Source organism: Rohdeia mirabilis, assembly GCA_007750655.1.
Lineage (GTDB): Bacteria > Planctomycetota > UBA1135 > UBA1135.
This window is the reverse complement of record CP036290.1, coordinates 2,021,020-2,041,892: the sequence shown is the minus strand read 5'-3', so window position 1 is coordinate 2,041,892 and position 20,873 is coordinate 2,021,020. Positions and strand designations below refer to the sequence as shown.

General features: G+C 70.6%; 14 protein-coding genes. 8 read left to right on the top strand and 6 right to left on the bottom strand.

Going from position 1 to position 20,873, the window contains the following annotated elements; translation table 11 throughout:
* Positions 1 to 274 precede the first annotated feature (274 nt).
* Both Pla163_RS07655 and Pla163_RS07650 read left to right on the top strand, forming a co-directional pair.
* Positions 275 to 1,930 (top strand): EAL domain-containing protein, encoded by a 1,656-nt coding sequence (locus tag Pla163_RS07655; RefSeq protein WP_419186433.1) that lies wholly within the window; start codon positions 275 to 277, stop codon positions 1,928 to 1,930.
* A 145-nt stretch (positions 1,931 to 2,075) separates the two neighbouring features.
* The gene (locus Pla163_RS07650) at positions 2,076 to 2,486 is read left to right on the top strand and encodes a thioredoxin family protein (RefSeq protein ID WP_145186014.1); all 411 of its coding nucleotides are present in this window, start codon (positions 2,076 to 2,078) and stop codon (positions 2,484 to 2,486) included.
* A gap of 19 nt (positions 2,487 to 2,505) precedes the next feature.
* On the opposite strand, the gene Pla163_RS07645 is transcribed toward Pla163_RS07650, so the two are convergent.
* Positions 2,506 to 3,309, bottom strand: coding sequence for an SDR family NAD(P)-dependent oxidoreductase (locus Pla163_RS07645; RefSeq protein WP_419186432.1), 804 nt, complete (start codon positions 3,307 to 3,309; stop codon positions 2,506 to 2,508).
* 410 nt (positions 3,310 to 3,719) lie between these two features.
* On the opposite strand from Pla163_RS07645, the gene Pla163_RS07640 reads away from it, so the two are divergent.
* The 4 genes from Pla163_RS07640 (at position 3,720) to Pla163_RS07625 (ending at position 10,761) form a co-directional block, all read left to right on the top strand.
* Positions 3,720 to 4,547 carry a UDP-2,3-diacylglucosamine diphosphatase gene (locus tag Pla163_RS07640; RefSeq protein WP_145186009.1) on the top strand — a complete coding sequence of 276 codons (828 nt, stop codon included), beginning with the start codon at positions 3,720 to 3,722 and terminating at the stop codon, positions 4,545 to 4,547.
* 111 nt (positions 4,548 to 4,658) lie between these two features.
* Positions 4,659 to 5,729 carry a glycosyltransferase family protein gene (locus Pla163_RS07635; protein WP_145186006.1) on the top strand — a complete coding sequence of 357 codons (1,071 nt, stop codon included), beginning with the start codon at positions 4,659 to 4,661 and terminating at the stop codon, positions 5,727 to 5,729.
* A 112-nt stretch (positions 5,730 to 5,841) separates the two neighbouring features.
* A complete protein-coding gene (locus Pla163_RS07630; RefSeq protein ID WP_145186003.1) occupies positions 5,842 to 9,039 on the top strand; it encodes an outer membrane protein assembly factor BamB family protein in 3,198 nt (1,065 codons plus the stop codon).
* A 45-nt stretch (positions 9,040 to 9,084) separates the two neighbouring features.
* Positions 9,085 to 10,761: a hypothetical protein gene (locus tag Pla163_RS07625; RefSeq protein ID WP_145186000.1), complete on the top strand. Its 1,677-nt coding sequence runs from the start codon at positions 9,085 to 9,087 to the stop codon at positions 10,759 to 10,761.
* A 219-nt stretch (positions 10,762 to 10,980) separates the two neighbouring features.
* On the opposite strand, the gene Pla163_RS07620 is transcribed toward Pla163_RS07625, so the two are convergent.
* The 3 genes from Pla163_RS07620 to Pla163_RS07610 form a co-directional block, all read right to left on the bottom strand.
* A complete protein-coding gene (locus Pla163_RS07620) occupies positions 10,981 to 11,844 on the bottom strand; it encodes a BtpA family protein (protein ID WP_419186431.1) in 864 nt (287 codons plus the stop codon).
* A gap of 122 nt (positions 11,845 to 11,966) precedes the next feature.
* A complete protein-coding gene (locus tag Pla163_RS07615; RefSeq protein ID WP_145185997.1) occupies positions 11,967 to 12,482 on the bottom strand; it encodes a hypothetical protein in 516 nt (171 codons plus the stop codon).
* 33 nt (positions 12,483 to 12,515) lie between these two features.
* A complete protein-coding gene (locus tag Pla163_RS07610) occupies positions 12,516 to 14,408 on the bottom strand; it encodes an ABC transporter ATP-binding protein (RefSeq protein WP_419186430.1) in 1,893 nt (630 codons plus the stop codon).
* Positions 14,409 to 14,665: 257 nt separating this feature from the next.
* On the opposite strand from Pla163_RS07610, the gene Pla163_RS07605 reads away from it, so the two are divergent.
* Both Pla163_RS07605 and Pla163_RS07600 read left to right on the top strand, forming a co-directional pair.
* Positions 14,666 to 16,825 (top strand): S8 family serine peptidase, encoded by a 2,160-nt coding sequence (locus Pla163_RS07605; protein WP_145185991.1) that lies wholly within the window; start codon positions 14,666 to 14,668, stop codon positions 16,823 to 16,825.
* Between the two features lie 226 nt (positions 16,826 to 17,051).
* Entirely contained in the window at positions 17,052 to 17,759 is a 708-nt protein-coding gene (locus Pla163_RS07600) for a glutamine amidotransferase (RefSeq protein ID WP_145185988.1), read from the top strand.
* Between the two features lie 21 nt (positions 17,760 to 17,780).
* Here the strand turns inward: Pla163_RS07600 and Pla163_RS07595 are convergent, their stop codons facing one another.
* Both Pla163_RS07595 and Pla163_RS07590 read right to left on the bottom strand, forming a co-directional pair.
* Complete coding sequence (locus Pla163_RS07595) at positions 17,781 to 19,202, bottom strand: MATE family efflux transporter (RefSeq protein WP_145185985.1); 1,422 nt, start codon at positions 19,200 to 19,202, stop codon at positions 17,781 to 17,783.
* Positions 19,203 to 19,251: 49 nt separating this feature from the next.
* Entirely contained in the window at positions 19,252 to 20,676 is a 1,425-nt protein-coding gene (locus Pla163_RS07590) for a coiled-coil domain-containing protein (RefSeq protein WP_145185982.1), read from the bottom strand.
* Positions 20,677 to 20,873 lie beyond the last annotated feature (197 nt).

The following is a 20,873-nucleotide window of genomic DNA, read 5'->3' as shown; positions in this document are numbered from 1 at the left end:
GCTGCGGCCTCGATGGTGGCTCCAGCTACCGTTCCCGACACGGTTTCGAGCGGTTCACCGCCGCAGCTGACGCCGAGCGCGGTCCCGCCGAGGCGGATCCGCCCCCCCACCGGTGCTCCGTCTCCCCGCGGCGCGCCGCACCTGAACACGCCGCACCCGGAGATTGGGACGCACGATGGAAACTCAGGGCCTGCGATCGCATGCACGGACCGCGGACGACGCGGTCCCTTCCACGCCGTCCCTTCCCAGCTCGCGCAATCGCGGCCGCCGACGCGTGCTGTTGGTCGATCGCGACGAGAGCACCGCGCGCTTCGTTCGCGGCCTGTTCGACGACGCGTCCGCGGGATCCGGCGCGTCGAGCTGGGAGTTCCACGTGTGCAGCGACGTGCACCAGGCGCGCGAAGCCCTGGCCGTCAGCGCCGTCGACCTGGCCCTCGTCGGCAGCCCCACCGGTGAAGAGCACCGCGGTCAGGCGGCCAGCGAACTCGCGACGTCGGCCCCCGAACGCACGGTCCTCGCCCTGCACGCCGGACCGGATCCCGACGACTCGGCCGCCCCGCTGGGAACGGTCGGGTGGCTGCCGCTCCAAGGACTGACCGGCCCACTGCTGCGCCGCTTGCTCGACGCCGCACTCGAGCGTCGATCGCTGCAGGACGAGTTGGCATTGGTCCGCAACCAGCTGCGCGTGGCCCACGCCCAACTGGCGAAGTTCGCACAGATCGACCCGCTGACCGGCCTTCTCAACCGGCGCGGTCTGCAGCAGGTCCTCAGCCGCGTCCTCTTGTGGGCGCGCCACGACGAGACGTCCACCGCGGCGCTGCTCGTCGACCTCGACGACTTCCGCAACGTGAACGAGTCGCTGGGCCACGGCGTCGGCGACGTCCTCCTGCGCGAGACGGCCCAGGTGCTGCGCGACAGCCTGCGCAGCGGCGACTACGCGGCGCGCATCGGCGGCGACGAGTTCCTGGTGCTGATGCCCCGAACCGACGCGCGCGAAGCTCGCTCGGTCGCCGAACGCACGCGGTTGTGCCTGTCGAAGTCGCCGCTGTCGCTCGAGGGCCGCACCGTCCACGCGACCGCGTCGATCGGTCTCACCGAGATCAGCGACGCGACGCCCTCGGTGGACGAACTGCTGGCCCGGATGCGCATGGTCGTGCGCGACGGAAAGCTGTCGGGCAAGAACCGCGTGGCGGCCGAGACCGATCGCACGGAGGGCCCGCGCGACGAGTCGGAACGCGAACGCTTCCTGGCGGCCTTCCGCAACGGAGCGACGCTGCGCGCCGTCAAGCAGGGCATCCACACGCTCGCCGACGAGACGGTCGCGGGCTACGAGTTCCTCAGCCGCGCCGACTGTCCGCCCTTCTCGATGCCGCAGGACTTCTTCCGCCTGTGCTTCGAGAACAACCTGTTGACGCTGGTCGACCACCAGTGCTTCCGTCGCGGCCTCGAAGCCGCCAGCGCGCTCGCACCGGGCATGCACTGCCACATCAATCTGTTCCCGTCGACGATGATCGACGTGCCGGTCGGGCATCTGATCGATTCGCTGCCGACCGACCGCGCGCCCGAGCAGTACTGCATCGAGATCAGCGAACAGCAGATCATCGGCGATCCCTCGTACCTGTCCGAACCGGTCGCCGCGTTCAAGAAGCACGGGGTGAAGATCGCGATCGACGACGTGGGCTTCGGACGAAGCTGCCTGGAGAGCCTCGCGCGACTCGAACCGGACGTGGTGAAGATCGACCGCAAGTGCGTCAACGGCCTGGCGGGCGACGACGCGAGCAAGCGCTTCCTCGAACGCCTCCTGGCCGTGGCGCACGCGCTGGGCAGCGAGGTCGTCGCGGAAGGCATCGAGACGCGCGACGATCTGGCCGCGCTGGTCGAGATGGGCGTCGAGTACGGACAGGGCTTCCTCTGGGGGCGCCCCGCCTGACGCCGCCGGGCCCGCGCCCGACCGACGCCCTCCGACCGGTCCGACCCGGCTCGAGAGGCCCCGAACCGCCCTGGCGAGGTTCGCGCGCCCTTTGGCTTGCACGGCACGGCCCGGCTCCCATGATGGTCGCCCGAAAGGACCGACCATGACCGAATCGACCCACCCCCACTTCGACGACGGCGGAGCCGTCGTCTGGCAGACCGACTTCCACGAAGCGCTGCGCGCGGCCTCCCAGCAGGGGCGCCTGCTCTTCATCGAGTACGGGCGCAAGGAGTGCACCCAGTGCAAGGCGCTCGTCCTGACGGTGATCCCGCGCCCCGAGATCGCCGCGATCCTGTCCGAGCGCTACGTCTGCCTCGCGGTGGACTGCGACGAGGCCGGTGACGAGGTGGACGAACTGGCGACCAAGCTCGAGGGCGCCGAGATGCTGCCGTTCGTGATGGTCACCGACGGACGCGGTCAGTACCTCGACGGACTCTCGGGGCGCATCTCGCCCGAGAGCCTGCACCGCCTGCTGGAGCGACTCAGCTCGGCGGCGAACACGAAAGGCGCCTGAACAGGCCATCGCGCGCTGCTCAGGAGCGTCGCGCGATGACGCGCATGGTGGCGCGCCAGACCGAACGGGGTGCGCGCTCGAGCGCCCCGAGGATCAGCCGCAGCTGCCACGGGAACACGACCCGCGGCGTGCCCCGATCGAGGCCCGCGAGGATGCGGGTGACGGCGCGTTCGACCGGCCACGCGAAGGGCAGCGCGTGGCCCGCGTCCGCGGTCATCTCGGTGTGCACGTACCCGGGACGCACGTCGACGACGCTCACGCCCGACCCGGCGAGATCCGCCTGGAGCGTCTCGAGCCAGGTCGACAGCGCGGCCTTGCTGGCGGCGTAGCTGCCGCTCGACGGGAAGCCGCCCGTGCCGGCGAGGCTGGAGACACCGCACAGGGTTCCGCTCGCTCCCCGCTCGAGGAAGCAGCGCAGCCCGGCGTGCAGCGTCGCCATCGCGCCCAGGGTGTTGACCTGCAGCGAGCGTTCGAGGTTCTCGAAGGCGACGTCGCGCGCGTGCTCCCCGAGTCCGACTCCGGCGTTCGCTACCACGAGGTCGAGCCCCACGCCGTGCTCGGCGAGGAACCGTGCGTCCCAGGCTGCGACGCTCGCGCGCACGGCGTCCGTGTCGGCCACGTCGAGCACCTCGATCGCGACCGACCCCGGCAGTGCGGCGGCGAGCGCCGCGAGCCGTTCGCTCCGACGCGCGACCGCCACCACTCGCGTCCCGCGTGCCACGAGTCGCCGCACGAGTTCGGCACCGATGCCGCTCGACGCGCCCGTCACGTAGGCCGCGACGAAGCGCGGGCCGTTCTTCGGCCTGGTCGTTCGGTTCCCCATGGCGCTCGCAGTCTCCTGGTGTGATTCGCTCGGTCGAGGTGGAACGGCGTTCCGTGCGGGATGCATGGCGCGGCGCCGACGGCGCGCCCGCGAGGAGCGAAGCCGGCCCGAGGCCCGTCCGCGCCCCCGGGGAGTGGACCACACCGCGAGCGCCCGGTCGGGTCCGAACGCCGTGCTGGACCTCGATCCGGCACCAATTGTGAAGCCACATCGAGGCAGCCGTGGAACGTCGCTCAATCGCCGGATCCTTGGGCCAGCGAACGCCTCGAACGTGCGATGAAGAGCGCGGGAGCTCCGCACGTGGACCCAGGAACACGCGCGACCTCGGGGAGGCTGCCAGGCACCTGGCACCTCGAAGTCGCCGACCTCGAGCACACGAGCACGTCCGCCCGGACCGCTCCCGCACCACCATGGCCAAGCGACGAGACCGCTATCGCTCGATCTGGATCTCCGACCTGCACCTGGGCACCCGCGGCTGCCAGGCCGAGCTCCTGCTCGACTTCCTCAAGCACCACGACTGCGACCACCTCTACCTGGTCGGTGACGTGATCGACGGTTGGCGTCTGCGCCGCTCGCCCTACTGGAACGCCTCGCAGAGCAAGGTGCTGCAGTACCTGCTCAAGTGGGCGCGCAAGCGCGGCGGGGTGACGCTGGTCCCCGGCAACCACGACGAGGCGCTGCGCGACTACGCGGGCTTCGACTTCGCCGGTGTGACCGTCGCGAAGGACGTCGTGCACACCACCGCCGACGGACGCCGACTGTGGGTCCTGCACGGGGACGAGTTCGACGGGATCGTCCACGGGCACCGCTGGCTCGCCCACCTCGGCGACCGCGCGTACCAGGCCGCGCTGTTCGCGAACGGCATCTACAACCGCTGGCGTCGACTGCGCGGCAAGTCCTACTGGTCCTTGTCCGCGTACCTGAAGCACAAGGTCAAGAACGCCGTGGAGTTCATCTGTCGCTTCGAGGAGCAACTGGCCAGCCAGGCGAAGAAGCGCGGGTTCGACGGGGTCGTGTGCGGTCACATCCACCACGCGGAGATCCGGATGATCGACGGCGTGCTGTACGCCAACGACGGGGACTGGGTGGAGAGCTGCACCGCTCTGGTCGAGCACTTCGACGGACGCCTCGAGATCCTGGACTGGCCGACGATCGCCGGCGCTCGCATCGCGGCCGAGGGCGCGCGGATCAGCATCGAAGAAGAGGTCGAGCACGACCTCGACCCGCGGTCGACCTGAGCGTCGCGGAAGAGCGCAGCACCTCCTCGGGACCGAGCCTGCGGACCCGTCCATCGAACTTCGGTCGAGCGCAGACTCGGCCTCGCGACCCCACACAGCTACCGTTCCTCCGTGGCGAGCATCTTCTACTCGATGGCGGGCGAGGGCCGCGGGCACGCGACCCGCGTGCGCACCGTGACCGACGCCCTGCGTGGGCAGCACGAGATCACGCTCCTCGCGCCCGGCGACGCCTACGAACTGCTCGCGGACGCCTATCGCGGCGCGAGCGACGTGCGGATCCAACGCCTGCCCGGCCTGCGCTTCGCCTACGACGCGAAGCACAAGGTCGCACCACTGCGCACGGCGCGTCTCGTGACGCGCTACCTGTGGAGCCTGGGCCAGATCCTCGACGACGTGGCGGACCTGATGCGCTTCCATCGCGCGGACCTCCTGCTCACCGACTACGACCCGGGCGGACCGCGCGCCGCCGAACGCGCCGGCGTGCCCTACGTGGCGCTCGATCACCAGTCGTTCTTCACCTACTCCGACCTCTCGTGGCTGCCGGGTCGACTGCGCCGCCGCGCCTGGTTCGTCAAGCGCATCAACCACGCGCTCTACCACGGACAACGGCACACGATCTCGTCGAGCTTCTTCCGGCCGGACCCGCTCCCCGGGGCGCGGGACGTCACGTTCGTCGGTTCGATGCTGCGCGCACCGATCCGAGCTGCGACACCGACCACCGGCGACCACGTCGTCGCCTACTGCCGGCGTCAGGTGCAGGAGAACGTGCTCGACGCACTCGCCGCGGCGTCGTGCCCGGTCCACGTGTTCGGACTCGGGGAGCGGGAGCCGCGGGGTGCGATCGAGTTCTTCCCCGTCAGTGAAGCCGGTTTCATCGAGTCCCTGTGCTCGGCACGCGCCGTGGTCGCTTCCGCCGGCAACCAGCTCCTCGGAGAAGCGCTCTACCTCGGCAAGCCGTTCCTGGCGCTGCCCGAGGTCGGTCAGTACGAGCAGGAGATCAACGTGGCCTGGCTCGAACGCATGGGCGCGGGCGTCGGCCTCGACCCGCGGCGACTCGACCTCGCGTTCCTGAACCGCTTCCTCGACGAGTGCGACCGCTACCGGGACGTGGTCGACCGGGAGTTCGCAGCGGGCAACGCTGCGGCGGTCGCTGCGATCGAGACGCAGTTGGAGCGCCTCTGAGGGGGACTAGGCGGCAGCTTGGGAAGCGCGGGGGTCGCGCCACCCCACGCTGGGACGGCCCTGCCTAGGATGGACCCGAAGCTCCCCCACCCTTCCAGGAGAGGAACCACCCATGCGCACCGTCACCTCCGACTCCGACGTCATCACTCGCACCTTCGCCGCGACGCTCGCCCTCGGAGCTCTGCTCGCCTCGGCCCCGCCGGCCAGCGCCCAGATGGGCGACGACGCGACGTCGGCCTGGACGGTCGAGCACGCGACGACGACGCCCTACTTCGACCGTGGACGCGCCACCAGCGCTGCGGGAACGGTCGCGGTGACGGTCGGCGAAATGCGCGACGTGCCGAGTTCTTCCAGCGCCTCGCGCTACGCCTTCGCGCGCGGCTTCGGTCGCGACGACGGCCTCGAACGCTGGAGCTACGTCGACGAGCGCTGCAACACGGCGCTCGCCGTCTCCGTCGACCCGAGCGGTCAACGCGCGCTCGTCGTCGAGCGTCTGGAAGTCGTCGGTTCGAGCGACGGGACGGAGCGCACGCTCGTGCTCGACACGGTGACCGGCACCGTCGTGACCGAGGCCGAACGGCCCTTGCAGTCGTTCGACGCGCGCTCGAAGTCGGTGGTGGACACGCTCGTCCACGCCGCGGACGGAAGCGTCGTCTACCGCCTCGACTTCTACGGGATCGGTGTCGGCGCGAATCTTCGACTCGAAGCGCTCGACCCCGACACGGCGCAGGTCCTGTGGTCGATCGAGCGCGCGGCGCTCGAGCCCTTCGAGTTCTACGAGTCGAGCAGCGGAGAATCCCTCGCCGTCAGTCCGGACGGAGCCATCCTGTACGTCGCGGTCGAGAGGCCCGACTCGCAGACCGGCTACCAGGATCGCGACACCGAGCTGCTCGCCCTGAGCGCGATCGACGGGTCCGAGCTCTGGAGGGCGATCTACGCCACGCCTGGCAAGACGGACCGGATCTCGCGGCCGATGCCGACGGCCGACTCGAGCGGCGTCTGCATCGTGACGCACTTCCTGCCTCAGCCCGCGACCCTCGGCCCCGTGCGTCGTCTCTCGGCGCTCGACGGCAGCGAGATCTGGTCGACGCCCACCGACTTCACCACCTGGACCTGGCGCATGTCGCCCGACAGCACGCAGGTCGTCGTCGGCGGCTGGATCGGCTTCGGTAGCCCGCCGAACGGCACCGACCTCGCGCTGCAGTCGTTCGACGTCGCGACGGGTGCGTCCATGTGGTCGATGTCCGCCGTGCAGGCGGGTACCACGGACGAGCCGATCGATCTGGCTTTCGCGCCGGACGGTTCCCGGGTCTACGCGAGCATCTGGCGCGGACCGTTGACGTTCCCCTACGACAGCTTCCCCCAGATCGCGAGCGTCGACGCGAGCACCGGCGGCGACGTGCGACTGACCGACGTCGGCCCGCCCTCGAACAAGTACCACGCCGACTTCTGGATCGACGCCGTCGCGCGCCCCGGCGGTGGATCCCAAGCGGCCGTCGGGCACTCGCGCATCGACGTGATCTCGAACGTCGGGCTCGGATCCGACCCGCGCGCGGCCGTCGACGACACGGGCTCTGTGGTCTACGCCATCGAGGCGACGCAACTCCTCGACCAGGACTCGGACGCGATCGGTCGCGTCTGGCTTGACGCCGACGGCGAACACCTGGTCCTGTGGAAGAACGCGATCGATGCGTTCGGCCGCGTGACCGAGCTGCACCTCGAACGCCGCCGCACCGACGACGGCACCCTGGTCGCGAGCTTCGTCCTGCCCAGTCTCGCCACCTCGAGCGAGCGCTTCGACCCCGAAGTGTCGCCGAGTGGCAGGTACGTCGCGCTCCAGCACATCGTCACGGTCTCGCCGAACCCGATCCAACGGGCCCTGTCGGTGTACGACATCGACACCGGCCAGTTGATCCTCGAGCGAGTCCTCCCGAACAACGGCAACGTCGCGCGCGTGGCCTGGAGCGACGACGACTCGTTGCTCGCCTGGGCCCAGAGCGGTAGCACGAGCACCTTCGGCGTCCTCGACGTGAACACGGGTCAGACGCTCTGGCAGGAGTCGATCGCGGCGAGCGTGTTCTTCTACGGCACCGTCAGCGTGCGGGGCCTGACGTTCGATCCGAGCGGACAGACCTTCACCTGCCTGCTCAACGACATCTCGATCCTCCAGCAGGACGTGGACAACTACATCCTCGTGTCCAGGGACGCCGTGTCCGGGCAGTCCAACTGGCGCCTCGACTACAACGCCGAAGGGTCGTACTGGAGCGATCCGAGCCTCTACAGCACGACGGCGATGCCGGGCGCCTACCAGTTCGGCGTGCAGATCCCGGGCGCGACCACGTCGCCCGACGGTTCGGTGGTCTACACGGCCGACGTGTTCCTGCACCCGCTGCGCCCCGTGGCCCGCGTGGCTGCGACGTCGGCGACGAACGGCGACCTGATCTGGACGCGCGGCACGACCATCGGACCGGGCGAGGGCGCGCGACTCGTGTCGCTCGTCACGTCGGCCGACGGGCGCTACGTCCACGTGCTGTGCGAGGGCCGCGGAGACGTTCCCGGCGATCCGCTGCGGGCGTACGTCGCCACGTGGAACGCGGCTACGGGCGCTCCGCTCTGGCAGCGCTTCCTCGACGACGAGCTGGTGGCTGCGCGGCGCCTGGTCTCGCTGGGCGCGGGCGACCGCATCGCCGTGCTGGGCACGTTGGCCGACACGAGTGGCCGGGCCGTCGGCGGCAGCCTCGTCGTGCTCGAAGCGAGCAGCGGCACCGAGCTGTACCGCGTCGCCGAGTCCGCCGAGCGCGGTGAGTGGTTGGACGTCGCCGCCGACCGGTCGGGACGCACCTACGTGGTTGGCGCCTTCTCCGGCGGCGAACTGGGCGTCGACGGCCGGTCGACCCGCTACGACGGTGCGGCGTACCAGATGGGTCCGCACACGGCGTCGGTCTCGAGCGGTGCGCGAGCCGAGGTCGTGCTCGACTTCCAGCCCGACCTCGCCGGTGACGCCTACATCGTGCTCGGCAGTGCGACGGGCGCCTACCCGGGCACGGCGGTCGGCGGTGGATTCGTGCTGCCGCTCGTGGTCGACGCGTACACCGACTTCACGCTCGTCGGAGCGAACTCCCAGTTCCTGCCGAACTCGTTCGGGATGCTCGACGCGTACGGCGACGCCCACTGCGGGATCGCGGTGCCGCCGGGTACGGATCCGGTGCTCGCGGGCCTCAACTTCTGCTACGCCGCCCTCGTCGTCGATCCGCTGACGGGCGCTGCGACGGGCGTGACCCAGCCGGTCCTCCTGACCCTGGCGCCCTGACGGCACGGCCATGACGTGGGAGGGCCGGCCCACTACCCTATAGCCATGCCCTCCCACGCCACGCGCCGCACGACGGCCGCCCCCCGCCTCCGCACGCTCGGTCCGCTCGTCCTCGCCCTCCTCCTCGGGTCGATCGGCTCCGCGGACGGCGTGCGCGCGAGCGCGTCGGGAACCGGATCGGAAGCGGCACGAACCGTCGTCGTCGTGGACGCGAAGGCGGCCCCTGTCACCTGGAGCTCCAGCCCGGGCGGCGGAGTGCAGCCACTCGCCTGGATGGACGGCGACGGAGCGACACTCGTCGGCAGCGACGGACGCCGGCACTTCGCGGCAGGTCGGTTCGAACTCGACGCGCGCACCCGCGCCGCCGCCACGCTGCGCGACTCGCAGCGGCTCGGGCTCGGACTGGACCTGACCTCGGACGCTGCTCCGGCCTACACGGTCGAACTCCGCACGGAGGGTCCCGCAGGACGCGGAGGGAGCGACGAGGCCCCCGCGCCGGCGCGCTGGTACCGAACCAGCGAGGGCTCGACGACGCTGTGGTGGCCGAGCGGTGGAAGCACAGGCGCGAGCGGTTCCATCGTCGCGCTCGGACCGGCCTACTCGGGCGACGTCGAGCACGTCGCGGCGCACCTGCTCGGGCTCGAACTGTTGGCCACGCACCAACCCGAGCTGTGGGCCCGCGTGCGCGCCGCCCACGTGGATGCCACCGGCCGCTGGATCGCAGCCCCCGGCGAACTCTGGCTGCACTCGCGAGCCGCGCTCGACGCTCTGTGCCGCGACGTGCGCGCCGCGATCTTCGCCAGTGCGCACATCCAGGACGCGCAGGCACGGATGTGGGACGACGGCGCACTCGCCGTGCACGCGAGCCTCGACGGAGCGCGCGTGGGTGAACTGCTCTTCACCAGCGGCCAGACCTCTGCCGCGATCGGGACGGCCCTGCGGACCCTCACCCCCGAGCGCTTCTACGAACTGCACCGCGAGCTGTGGGACGCGGCGACCTGGCGCACGGTCACGCTCGCGAGCGCGGCCCCGGACGCCGGGACGAGCTTCGACCTCTCGCGCACGGCCTGGGACCAGAGCGACGAGAAGGCCCGTGCCGTCGCCTTGCGCCTGCTCGCCCGCGCGGGCGGCGCCGAAGCCTGGAGCGCCCTGCGCGCGGTGCGCCTCGACACGACGTCGCGCACGTCGACCCAGCTCGACGAACAGGTCGCCGACGCGGTGACCGTGCGGGTGCTCGACGGCGCACTGACGCACGTGGCCCAGCAGATGGAGGTCCAGGGCACCGTCCAGTCGTTCACCACCACGATCGCGGGCGACGCCGCCTGGATCGAGAGCGGGAGCCGCCTGATCGTGCCCGAGGGCGAACAGCTCGGACGCCTGCTCGCGGGTGAGCGACGCTCACTCGTGCGCCTGCTTCCGCGCCTCGCCGCTCGCCGCGACGTCGGCGTCCGCATCGACGAGGACGGCGGCCTCGTGCTGTTCGACGCACACGCCGTCCTCGGGACGCTCGAGCTGGACGACGAGGGCGACCTCGTGAGCTTCCACTACTCGGACGGGACCTCGACCCGGCACTTCGTCTACGAGGACGCCGTCGAGTTCGGCGACCTGCGCTATCCGGGGACGTACCGCGAGGTCGGTGGTCGCGGGGCCGAGATCGTCATCACCGGTCTCACGCCTCTCGACGAGGTGGACGCCGCGCTGTTCGTCGATCCCCGTCGCTGACGCGGTGTACCGGGACGCGCGCCGCGACCGCGTCGTGCGACACTCGACGTCGAGGCACCGCTGCGCATCGGACGCGCTGCACGGCGTGGCGCCGACGACTCGCCCTCCACGAGACGGTCGGGGTCGCGACACTCGCTTGGGAACTGACGCGGCCACGCGCGCGAGCGGGGCGCTGCCTGCACGCAGGTCGTCCATGTCCCCCGGATCCGGACCACACCGCTAGTCGCCGAGTCCGTCGAGCACGGCGCGCATACGAACGACGCGCGCCGGATCGACGGGTGCTCCCACGTCGCCCCCCACTTTGAGCGCGGTGCCACAGATCGCGCCGTCGGCGAAACGGCACAGGTCGGCGGCGTTCTCGAGCGTCAAGCCCGACCCGATCAACAGCGGCGCCACCGGAACGGCCGAGCGCACGCGTTCGAGGTCACCGGGATCGGGCGCGGAGCCGGTCGCGACCCCCGAGACGATCAGTCCGTCCGCGCGACCGCGTTCGAACGTCTCGCGCGCGGCGTCGCCGATCTCGCCTCCTCCCAACGGCACCGCGTGCTTCACGTGGACGTCGGCCCAGATCGCGCAGCCCGGAACCAGGGCGGCGCGGGCACGCAGCGTCCGCGCGGCGCGTCCGTTCACGATGCCCTGGTCGGTGACGGCTGTCCCCACGTGCACGTTGACGCGCACGAACGCGGCTCCGGTGGCGGCCGCGATCGCCAGCGCCGAGCGCACGTCGTTGCGCAGCACGTTGACCCCGATCGCGAGGTCGCCTCCGACGGCCGCGCGAACCGCTTCCGTGGCGAGCGTCATCGCCGCCACGGTCTCGGGCGGGACGCGCTCGGCGAAGAACGGCGTGTCGCCGAAGTTCTCCACCACGATCGCGTCGACGCCGCCCTCCGCCAACGCGCGGGCGTCGGCCACGGCGAGACGCAGGACCTCGTCCAACGGACGCGCGCCCGACGCGGCACCGCAGCCCGGACTGCCCGGCAGAGCACGCAGGTGGACCACGCCGACGAGCGCGCGGTGACCCACAGCCCGCTTCGACCAAGTGGGAGGAATGCGTTCGCCGGGGACCATCGAGGACTCGCTCATCGGCGCATCCTAGCGGGCGGCCAGTGCGTCGAACCACCACGTCGAACCACCACGTCGAACCACCACGTCGAACCACCACGCCGAACCAGGGCGCCTGTGCACCGAATCGGTGCGAACGTCGATCAGTGCCGATCGACGAGCGCGCCCGCGAGTCCGCGCACGCACGAGCGCGCGAGACCGAGCCGCGCCTTCACGAGGGCGGCGTCCCGCTCCGGATCGAGTTCGAGCAGCCCGAATCCGTCGGCCGTCGTGTCCGGCCAGGCGCGCAGGCTGACGCCCAGGAGGCCGAGGTCCACGTCGCCGCCGAGACGCAGTTGCGGCCACGCCTCCCAGCCTTCCAGTCCGTCGTCGAAGCGGACGATCTCCTCGACCCAGTCGCGAGCACCGTCGCGCGCGAGCGAGCGGTCGAGGCGAGCGATGCGCCGGTCGAGCTCTCCCAGTCCCGACTGCAGGCGCGCCACCACGGCCGGGTCGACGCCGCTGACGCGCACCGCTTCCGGCCCCGAGCGCGCCCGGGTGGGCGGACGCTCGATGGCGGAGAGCAGGCACGAGACGAACGCGGCGGTCGCGAGCATGAAGGGCAGACGCAGGGCCCAGCTCAGCTCGCCATCGGCCTGTCGGACGCGGGGACGACTCACCTGCGGCCTATCGCACCGCGCGTGCGGCGAACTTCAGTCCGATCGACGTTCCGTGGACTGCCACCCCAGCCAGCGCGCGAAGAGGCCTCCCGCGGCCTGCAACTCGCTCGGACTGCCCTGCTCGACGATGCGCCCGCCGTCCACCACCGCCACCCGGTCCGCCATGAGGACGGTCGCCAGGCGGTGCGCGATGACGAGCACGCTGCGGCCCGCGCCGGCCTCGTGCAGCGCCGCCGACACCAGGCGCTCGCTCTCGGCGTCGAGGTTGCTGGTGGCCTCGTCGAGGATCAACAGCCTGGGGTCGCGCAGGAGCGCCCGGGCCAGGGCGAGCCGCTGGCGTTGACCTCCGGACAGTTGACGGCCGCCCTCTCCGACGGGCGTCCCGAGCCCCTCGTCGAAGCGCTCCGTGAACTCGTCGACCCGCGCCGCTCGGCAGGCCGCCGCGATCGCCGCGTCGTCGGCCGTCGGACAGGCGAGCAGCAGGTTGTCGAGCAGGCTCCCGGACAGCAGCGCGGGCTCCTGGGGCACGACGCCGATGCGACTGCGCAACCAGTCCGCGTCGAGCTCCTCGACGGGGACACCGCCGACGGTCAAGCGACCAGCGTCCTGCTCCCACAGCCGCAGGAGCAGCGCCACGATCGTGCTCTTCCCGCCGCCCGACGGACCGACCAACGCCACCGTCTCGCCGGGCGCCAGTTCGAGATCGAGGCCGTCGAGCACCTTCTCGTCCGGTCGCGACGGATAGGCGAACTCCACGCACGAGAACGCGAAGTCGCCGCGCCAGTCGTCGAGCCGGCGCGTGCCGAACGTCGGGACCTGGGGCACACGCTCGGCGATCTCCTCGATGCGTGCGGTCGCGCCGCGCGCGTGGGCCACCTCGGTCCACAACCCGACGAGGCCGGTCAGAGCGCCGGCCACGAACGCGCTCATGATCGCGAACTCGACGAGCGTTCCCGGTGTGAGCGTTCCGTCCTCCATCCAGTGCGCGCCCGTCCACAGGACCAGGCCCATCGCGACGTAGACGCCGAACGTCGCCGCGCCCGTCAGGACCGCGGCCCAACGGTTGCGCGCGTAGGCGCGTGTGACCACGCCGTCGATCGAAGCGGCGTAGTCGGCGGTCGCGCGCGCCTCGGCGCCGAGGATGCGCACGGTGAAGAGCTGTGCGAGCCGTTGTTCGGCCACGTCGGTCGATGCGGCGAGCGCGTCCTGGACCTTCTTCGAGAGCTTCGAGAGCCGCAGACCGAAGTACATCGCGAGCAGGCACACGGGCGGCAGTCCGAGCAGCATCACGCCGGTCAGTTCGGGTGAGCGCGCGACCAGCAGCGCGATGCCGATCGTCGCGACGAACACGGATCGGAAGCCGTCGACGAGTCCTTCGGAGAGCAGGCTCTGGACCTTCGTGCAATCGGCAGCCAGACGACTGGTCAACTCGCCCGTGCCTTCGCGAGCGAGGTAGGCCATGTCCTGGCGCAGGATCGCCGCGAACACGCGCTTGCGCAGCCGCCGCACGATGCGTTCACCGGCGTTGGCGAGCAGCAGGTAGCGCAGCGCGAGGCAGAAGCTCGAGACGGCGAAGAGCGCGAGCAGCACGAGGCCCAGGCGCTCGAGCTCGACGGCGCCGTCCGGACCCGAGACCAGCGGCGCGAGGACCGAGGCCGCCCCGGTGCCGACCTCCCCCGTCCCGGTGGCGGCTCCGGCTCCACCGTCAACGAGCAGGCCGATCGCCGTCGGGAAGACCAGGGCCGACGCCGAACCGACCGCGGCGAGGAGCAGTCCGAGGACCAGACTGGGCGCCTCGGGGCGGGCCAGGGCGGCCCAAGCGCGCCAGGGAAGGGCTCTCGAGTCCTTCCCTGACGGTGCTTCGGGGAGCTCCCGCGGCCCCTCTGGGTCGGCGCGAGGTGCGTGGCGGGAAGGAGTGTGAGTCACGGGTCTCGGGACGGAACCAGTCGGCGCCGGAGGGAGTCTAGGTGTGACCGTGCCGGAGCGGTCCCGTTCCACCCAGGACCGCCCCGGCGATGACCTCCGAGCGCGACCGCTCCTGCCCAAGGACTCTCCGACCTCACGGACCTCCCCTCCCTCGACCCCCCTCGCGGAAGTAGGACACATTCGAGAGGGGCGTCGGCCACCGGCCGACCGCCCGGGAACCACCGGAGTCCGCGCACCACCACCCCAACCACTGCCCAATGCGAGCCCTCCACCTCTGCGCCCTCACCCTGGCCACCCCCGCCGTCCTCGCCCTCGCGGACGGCCGCCTGGGACAGGACGTCCCCCCGTCGCGCGCTCTCGACGTCCAGATCCAACAAGGCCTGCGCGCCGCCGACGTGGCCACGCCCTCGCGCTTCGAACTCGAACACCGGTTCGCGACGGCCACCAGCGAGCAGGACGTGCTCCTGTGCGGCACGACGCCGTACGTGGTCGATCACGTGATCGTGCAGCTCGGCCAGGAGACCGAACTCGAACTCGCACGCATGCTGCTCGAGTCGCCGGGCCTGCGCGTCGAGTCCTGCATCTTCGACTCGCTCGGGATGTTCCTGCTCCAGATCACCGACGAGACGCCGGTTCCGGCCGCGATCCGACGCCTCGGCGCGCTCGAATACGTCCAGTACGCCGCTCCCGACCACCTGGTGAAGTCGCGCGCGACGACGCCCAACGACCCGTCGTGGAACCAGCAGTGGAACATGAACAACACCGGCCAGACCGGCGGGAACAACGACGACGACATCGATGCACCGCAGGCCTGGGACCGCGGCACGGGCAGCACCGACTACGCCATCGCGATCGTCGACGGCGGGATGAACATCAATCACCAGGACCTGCAGCCCAACCGCTGGGTCAACAGCGGTGAGATCGCCAACAACAACATCGACGACGACGGCAACGGCTACACCGACGACCGCTTCGGCTGGGACGTGTACGGCAACGACGACACGATTCCGAACGACCAGCACGGCAGCCACGTGGCTGGCATCAGCGGCGCACGCGGCAACAACAACCTGGGTGTCGCCGGTGTCAACTGGCAGGTCACCCTCATCCCCGTCGCCGCGTCGGGTGGCACGTCGACGGCGGTCGCTGGCTACAACTACGTCACCAAGCTGCGCCAGGACTGGATCAACACAGGTGGAACCAAGGGAGCGAACATCGTCGCGACGAACTCGAGCTTCGGCATCGACTTCGCCAACTGCGGCAGCGGCGCCTACGCACCCTGGAACGCCGCGTACAACGCGATGGGCCAGTTGGGGATCCTCAGCTGCGGCGCGACGATCAACCAGACGGTGAACGTCGACAGCGCCGGTGACGTGCCGACGGGCTGCAACAGCCCGTACCTCATCTCCGTCACCAACACGAACAACAAGGACCAACTGAGCTTCGCCGGCTACGGTCAGAACACGATCGACCTCGGCGCACCGGGCGAGTCGATCCGTTCGTGCAGCTCGGGCTCGTCGTCGTACACGACGCTCTCGGGCACGTCGATGGCGACGCCGCACGTAGCGGGCGCGGTGGCCTGGCTCCACTCCGTCGCTTCCCAGGACTTCAAGGACGAGTTCGACGCCGACCCGGCCGCCATGGCGCTCGTTCTCAAGGGCATGATCCTCGACGGCGTCGACGTCGTTCCGGCTCTCAACGGTGACACCGTCTCGGGTGGTCGCCTGAACCTGAACAACTCCGGCGACCTGGTGGCGGCGTTCGACGTTCCGGACCCGCAGCCGAACCTGACCATCGCGAGCACGTCGCCGACGCAGCTCGAGGCGGTGCGCGTCGACATGCCGACGCCGGTGACGATCACGGGCAGCGGCTTCAACGGGCTGACCGAGGTGCGTCTCGACGGCGTCGTGCTGACGAGCTTCCCGCCGCAGTACTCGGTCGTGAGCGACACCGAGATGACCGTGTCCATCGGAGCGCGCGACACGCTCGGCAACGCCCTGATCGAGCTCGAGGACGCTGGTGGAACGGTCAGCACGAGCGTCATCATTCGCTCGAACACCTCCCTGGTGGTCGACCTCGAGGCTTCCGACCCGTCGTTCATCATCCAGGCCACCGGTGTGCGCGCGTTCGTGGGTGCTCCCCTCACCCACTACTGCTGGCTGACGGCGTCGCTCAGCAACGCCCCGTCGATCCTGCCCGGCTTCGTCGACCTGCAGCTCGGAAACAACTTCTTCGACCTGTACGTCCTCTGGGAAGGGAGCGTCAACCCCGCCAAGGGCTACCGCAGGTTCAACTCGGGCGGGCTCGGCGGCTACGCGATCGGCACCAAGATCTACCTGCAGGCCGCCAGCGTCGACTTCGCGGCGCCGGCCTTCCCCCTCTTCACCAGCAACTTGCAGGTCGGCACGTTCCTCTTCTAGGAACGCGCACGAGAACCGGCCCCACGACGGGTGCCGGATCGACCGAGAACTCGTCGCTCCCGCGGCGAGGAGCCTTCGGCTCCGGTCCGAGCAGAGGGCATGTGGCGGGCGAGTCGCTTCGAGCGGCTCGCCCGTTCTCGTAGGCTCTCGACGCGCTGCGCGTGAACGTGTCGGCCGCCGCCGCACCGCGCTCGTACGCGCGGACCGCACGAACGCACTCGACTCCATGAACCCCATCGCCATCGTCCTCTGCGGTCGCACCGTGCCCCGGGTGCGTGAACGACGCGGCGATTTCGATTTGTGGTTCGGTCGAGCGCTCGGTGCGCCGCGCACCGTGATCGAGGCCGATCTCGGGGAGGAACTCCCGCCTCCGCGCACGTTCGCGGGCGCGGTGCTGAGTGGCTCACCCGCGATGGTCACCGACCGCGAACCGTGGTCGCTCGCGCTCGAGGACTGGTGCCGCACGGCCCACGGGACGCTGCCTCTGCTCGGAGTCTGCTACGGGCACCAGCTGCTCGCCCAGGCCCTGGGCGGACGGGTCGCCGACAACCCGCGCGGCACGGAGGTCGGAGAGCACCGGGTCGAGCTGACCGACGCGGCCGCGGCGGACCCCCTGTTCGCCGGACTCGGGCCCGCGCTCGCCGTCTTCGAGAGCCACACCCAGTCGGTGCTCGAGCCTCCGACCGGCGCGGTGGTCCTGGCGCGCAACGAGCACGACGGACACCAGGCCCTGCGACTGGGCCCGACGACCTGGGGCGTGCAGTTCCACCCCGAGTTCGACGCGCCGATCACCGCCGGGTACCTCGAGGCGCGCCGGTCGTCCTACGAGGACCAGGGCATCGACGTCGACCACCTTCTGGGCGCGCTCACGGACGACCTCTCGTCGCGCGTGCTGCTCGAGCGCTTCGCGACCCTGTGTCGCCGCCCGCGCTGAGGGCGGAACCTGTGCGCGAACTCAGGCCGCGGACCCGACGTCCTTCGGCGCCCGGAACGCGAGCGCTCCGATGCGCGCGAGAGCGGCGCAGGTGATCACGGCACCGACGACGCCCGAAAGTACCGCCGCCGCGTAGTACCCCACGATGACGTCGTGTCCCGTGGCTTTTGCGATCGCGCCGCCCGCGAGGAAGAGCGGGATCGTGACGGCGATCGAGCGCACCGCACTGATCCCGAGACCCGACTTCGGACGGTCGTAGGCGTCGAACAGTGGCCGCACGGCGATGGCGATGCCGTTGAACAGGACGGCCGCGGGCAGCCAGAGCATCCCGAGCGCCGCCCAGCGCTCGCTCAGCGGTTCGTCGATGAGGTGCGGCACGACCAGATCGATCGACAGCCACGCGAGCGGACCCACGAGGACGACGGCGTAGACGACGGCAGCGACGATCGCGAGACGCACCTCGCGCTGCAGGGCGACGACGGTGGCTCCAGCGCCGCGCCAACGAGCGACCAACGGCAGGAGCGCGACTCCGATCGCGATGGGAGGCATCAGGAAGAAGCGCCCCAGTCCGTCGAAGACCGACCACGCGGCGAGCGCCGTCTTGGCGTCCTCGGTGCCCCGCAGGATCGTGTTGATCGCGAGGCCTTCGAACCCCATCAGGACGTACGTCAGTCCCGAGGGGACCGCGATGGCGAGGATGACGCGCAGGGCGCTCTCGAAGCGCGCCGTGTCGGGAGTCTCCTCGGAATCGAGCCGGCGCCGTTCGTGCTGGTTGGCGCGGTACCAGGCGTAGCCCAGTCCGCCGAAGCGGCCGATCACGCTGGAGAACGCGATGCCGAAGATGCCCAGCCCGAACTCGAAGACGAACAGGTAGTTCAGCCCCACGTTGAGGAACGAGCTGATCAGTCCCGCCCACATCGTGGTCTTCGTGTCGTGGTGCGCCTTGACGATCGAGTCGGGCAGGATCGACCAGAACATCGTCAACGCCCAGCCGCCGATCAGCACGCTCGCGTAGATCTGGAACTGCTGCACCACGTCGGGCTCGTCCGCCGGCGCGAAGACCGTCGGTGCGAACCAGATCACGGCGGCGAGGACCAGGAAGACCGCGGCCAGGACGAGCGTGATGCGGACCGAGGCCGCGCGCAGCTGGGCGATCTTGGCCGAGGCTCCCTGCCCCATCGCCTCGGACAGGCGCTTGGTCAGCCCGTTCGACGTCCCGACCCAGCAGGCGATCATCAGGAACTCGATCGGCGTCGTCAGTCCGATCGCCGCCTGGGACGCGTCCGCCAGGCTCCCGAAATCCTGGTCCTCGAGCGAACCCGCGAAGAAGCGGTCGACCAGCGTGAAAGCGGCACGCAGCCAGAACGAGAAGATGAGGGGCGCCGCCAGACGCAGGATGCCGGGCGGGTTCGAGGATCGGTGGACGGCGTCGTTCTGGCTCACGGGGCGGGGTTGTACCCCAGGACGCCGCGCGCGCCGAACAGCTTGTCGGTCAAGGCTCGAGCAACTGGTCCGTCAGACGCTCGAACTCCTGTTGGAGCTCGACGTTCTCGAACCCGCGCAGGTCCGGCACTTGGAGCTCGAGCAAGGCCGAGAAGTTCCGGCGCGCTTCGCGAATGGCGTTCGCCACCTGACTCGAGAGTTGGACGGTCTCGAACGTGTTGATCGCGTCCCGCAGACGGGGCTGCAGCTCCTCGTTCTGACGCGCGACGGCGTCGGCCTGGTCGAGCAGGTAGCGCGAGTAGGCGAGGCAGGCGTCGAGGGTCAGCTCGTTGGAGCGGATGTTCTGGGCCGCGATGGCCGGATCGCCGCCGTCCTTCAGGTTCCGCTTCGCCTGGGCGATGTTCTCGCGCGCCTTCTCGCTGTACTCGGCGAGGCGCGGCACCTGGTCCTCGCGCACGCGCCGCACGAAGTCCTTCTGGATCGTGTCGAGGATGCGGACGAGCACGACGTACGAACCGTAGTAGCGGCGCGCCACGTCGAGGGACTCGCCCGCCTCCTCGGTCAGCTGCTGCAGCCGGACCGTCACGAGCCGCACGTTGTGAAAGACGACGCACATCTCGACGAAGTCCTCGCCCGAGACCGTCGAGAGCAGTCCACGCGCCGTCTCGGGACTGACTTCGAGTCCGACCGACCGCAGTTCGTCGACGAACTCCGACTCGAGGTCGGTGCGTTCGCGCTCGAGCCGCGCGATGCTCTCCTCGGTGTCCTCGATGCGCTCCTCGTAGTCCTCGCGCGTCGTGGTGAAGGGCTTCTCGAGCGTGCTCACCTCGCTGTCGAACGGAGCCGACAGGCGCGCCTCGCGATCGCGACTGAGACGTTCCTCGGCCGCGTCGAGCTCGCCGCGGATCGCGCGCAGTCGGCCGCGCGTCTCGTTGATCGACGACAGCCCGAGGGTCTCGATCGCTTCGTCGAGCAGCCGGTCGATCGCCGCCTGGTTCGACTCCTGGTCCTCGCCGAAGAAGGTGCTCTCCTCGAGGTCGTCGTGCTTCGAGTAGCGCTGCGCCGCGTCCTCGAGCGGGTCGAAGATCTGGCGCAGGATCTTGCGTTCGTAGGGATCGGGATCGCCGAGGACGACGGCCGGGGACTCGGTCCCGTCATCGACGTCGTCGACGGACGACGGATCGGGCCCGGGCCCGTCGTCGGTCTCCGTCGCGTCCCCCGCTCCGGTACTGGTCTCCACCAGATCGACCACCTTCGGTTCGCGAACGTCTGGCGGCGTCGACTCGCCGGATCCGCTCGCGGCGCTCCCGTCCGCAGCGACGGGTCGATCGCGATCGGGCAGCACGTCGACGGCGGCCGAGTCCTGGGGTCCGTCAGGGTCGGTCGGGGTCTCGCCCTGCCAGAGCAGGACGACCCACACGATCGCTGCGACCCACAGGAGGCCCAGCACGATGCCGATGGTCTTCGTGTTCATGGAAAGTGGTGTCGGGGCCCGCGAGGGCGCTCGGCTCCGCCACGAGCCTACGCTCCCGGCGACCTCTTCTTCGCCCCGGCGCAGCGAACCGCGCCGCCCGAGGTCCCGCGGCGCGACCACGGCGCGCGCGGCACGGAGCGAAGGCGCGCCGTGGGCCTCGACCACCGCGGTATCCTCCGAGTCCGCCACGATCGTCG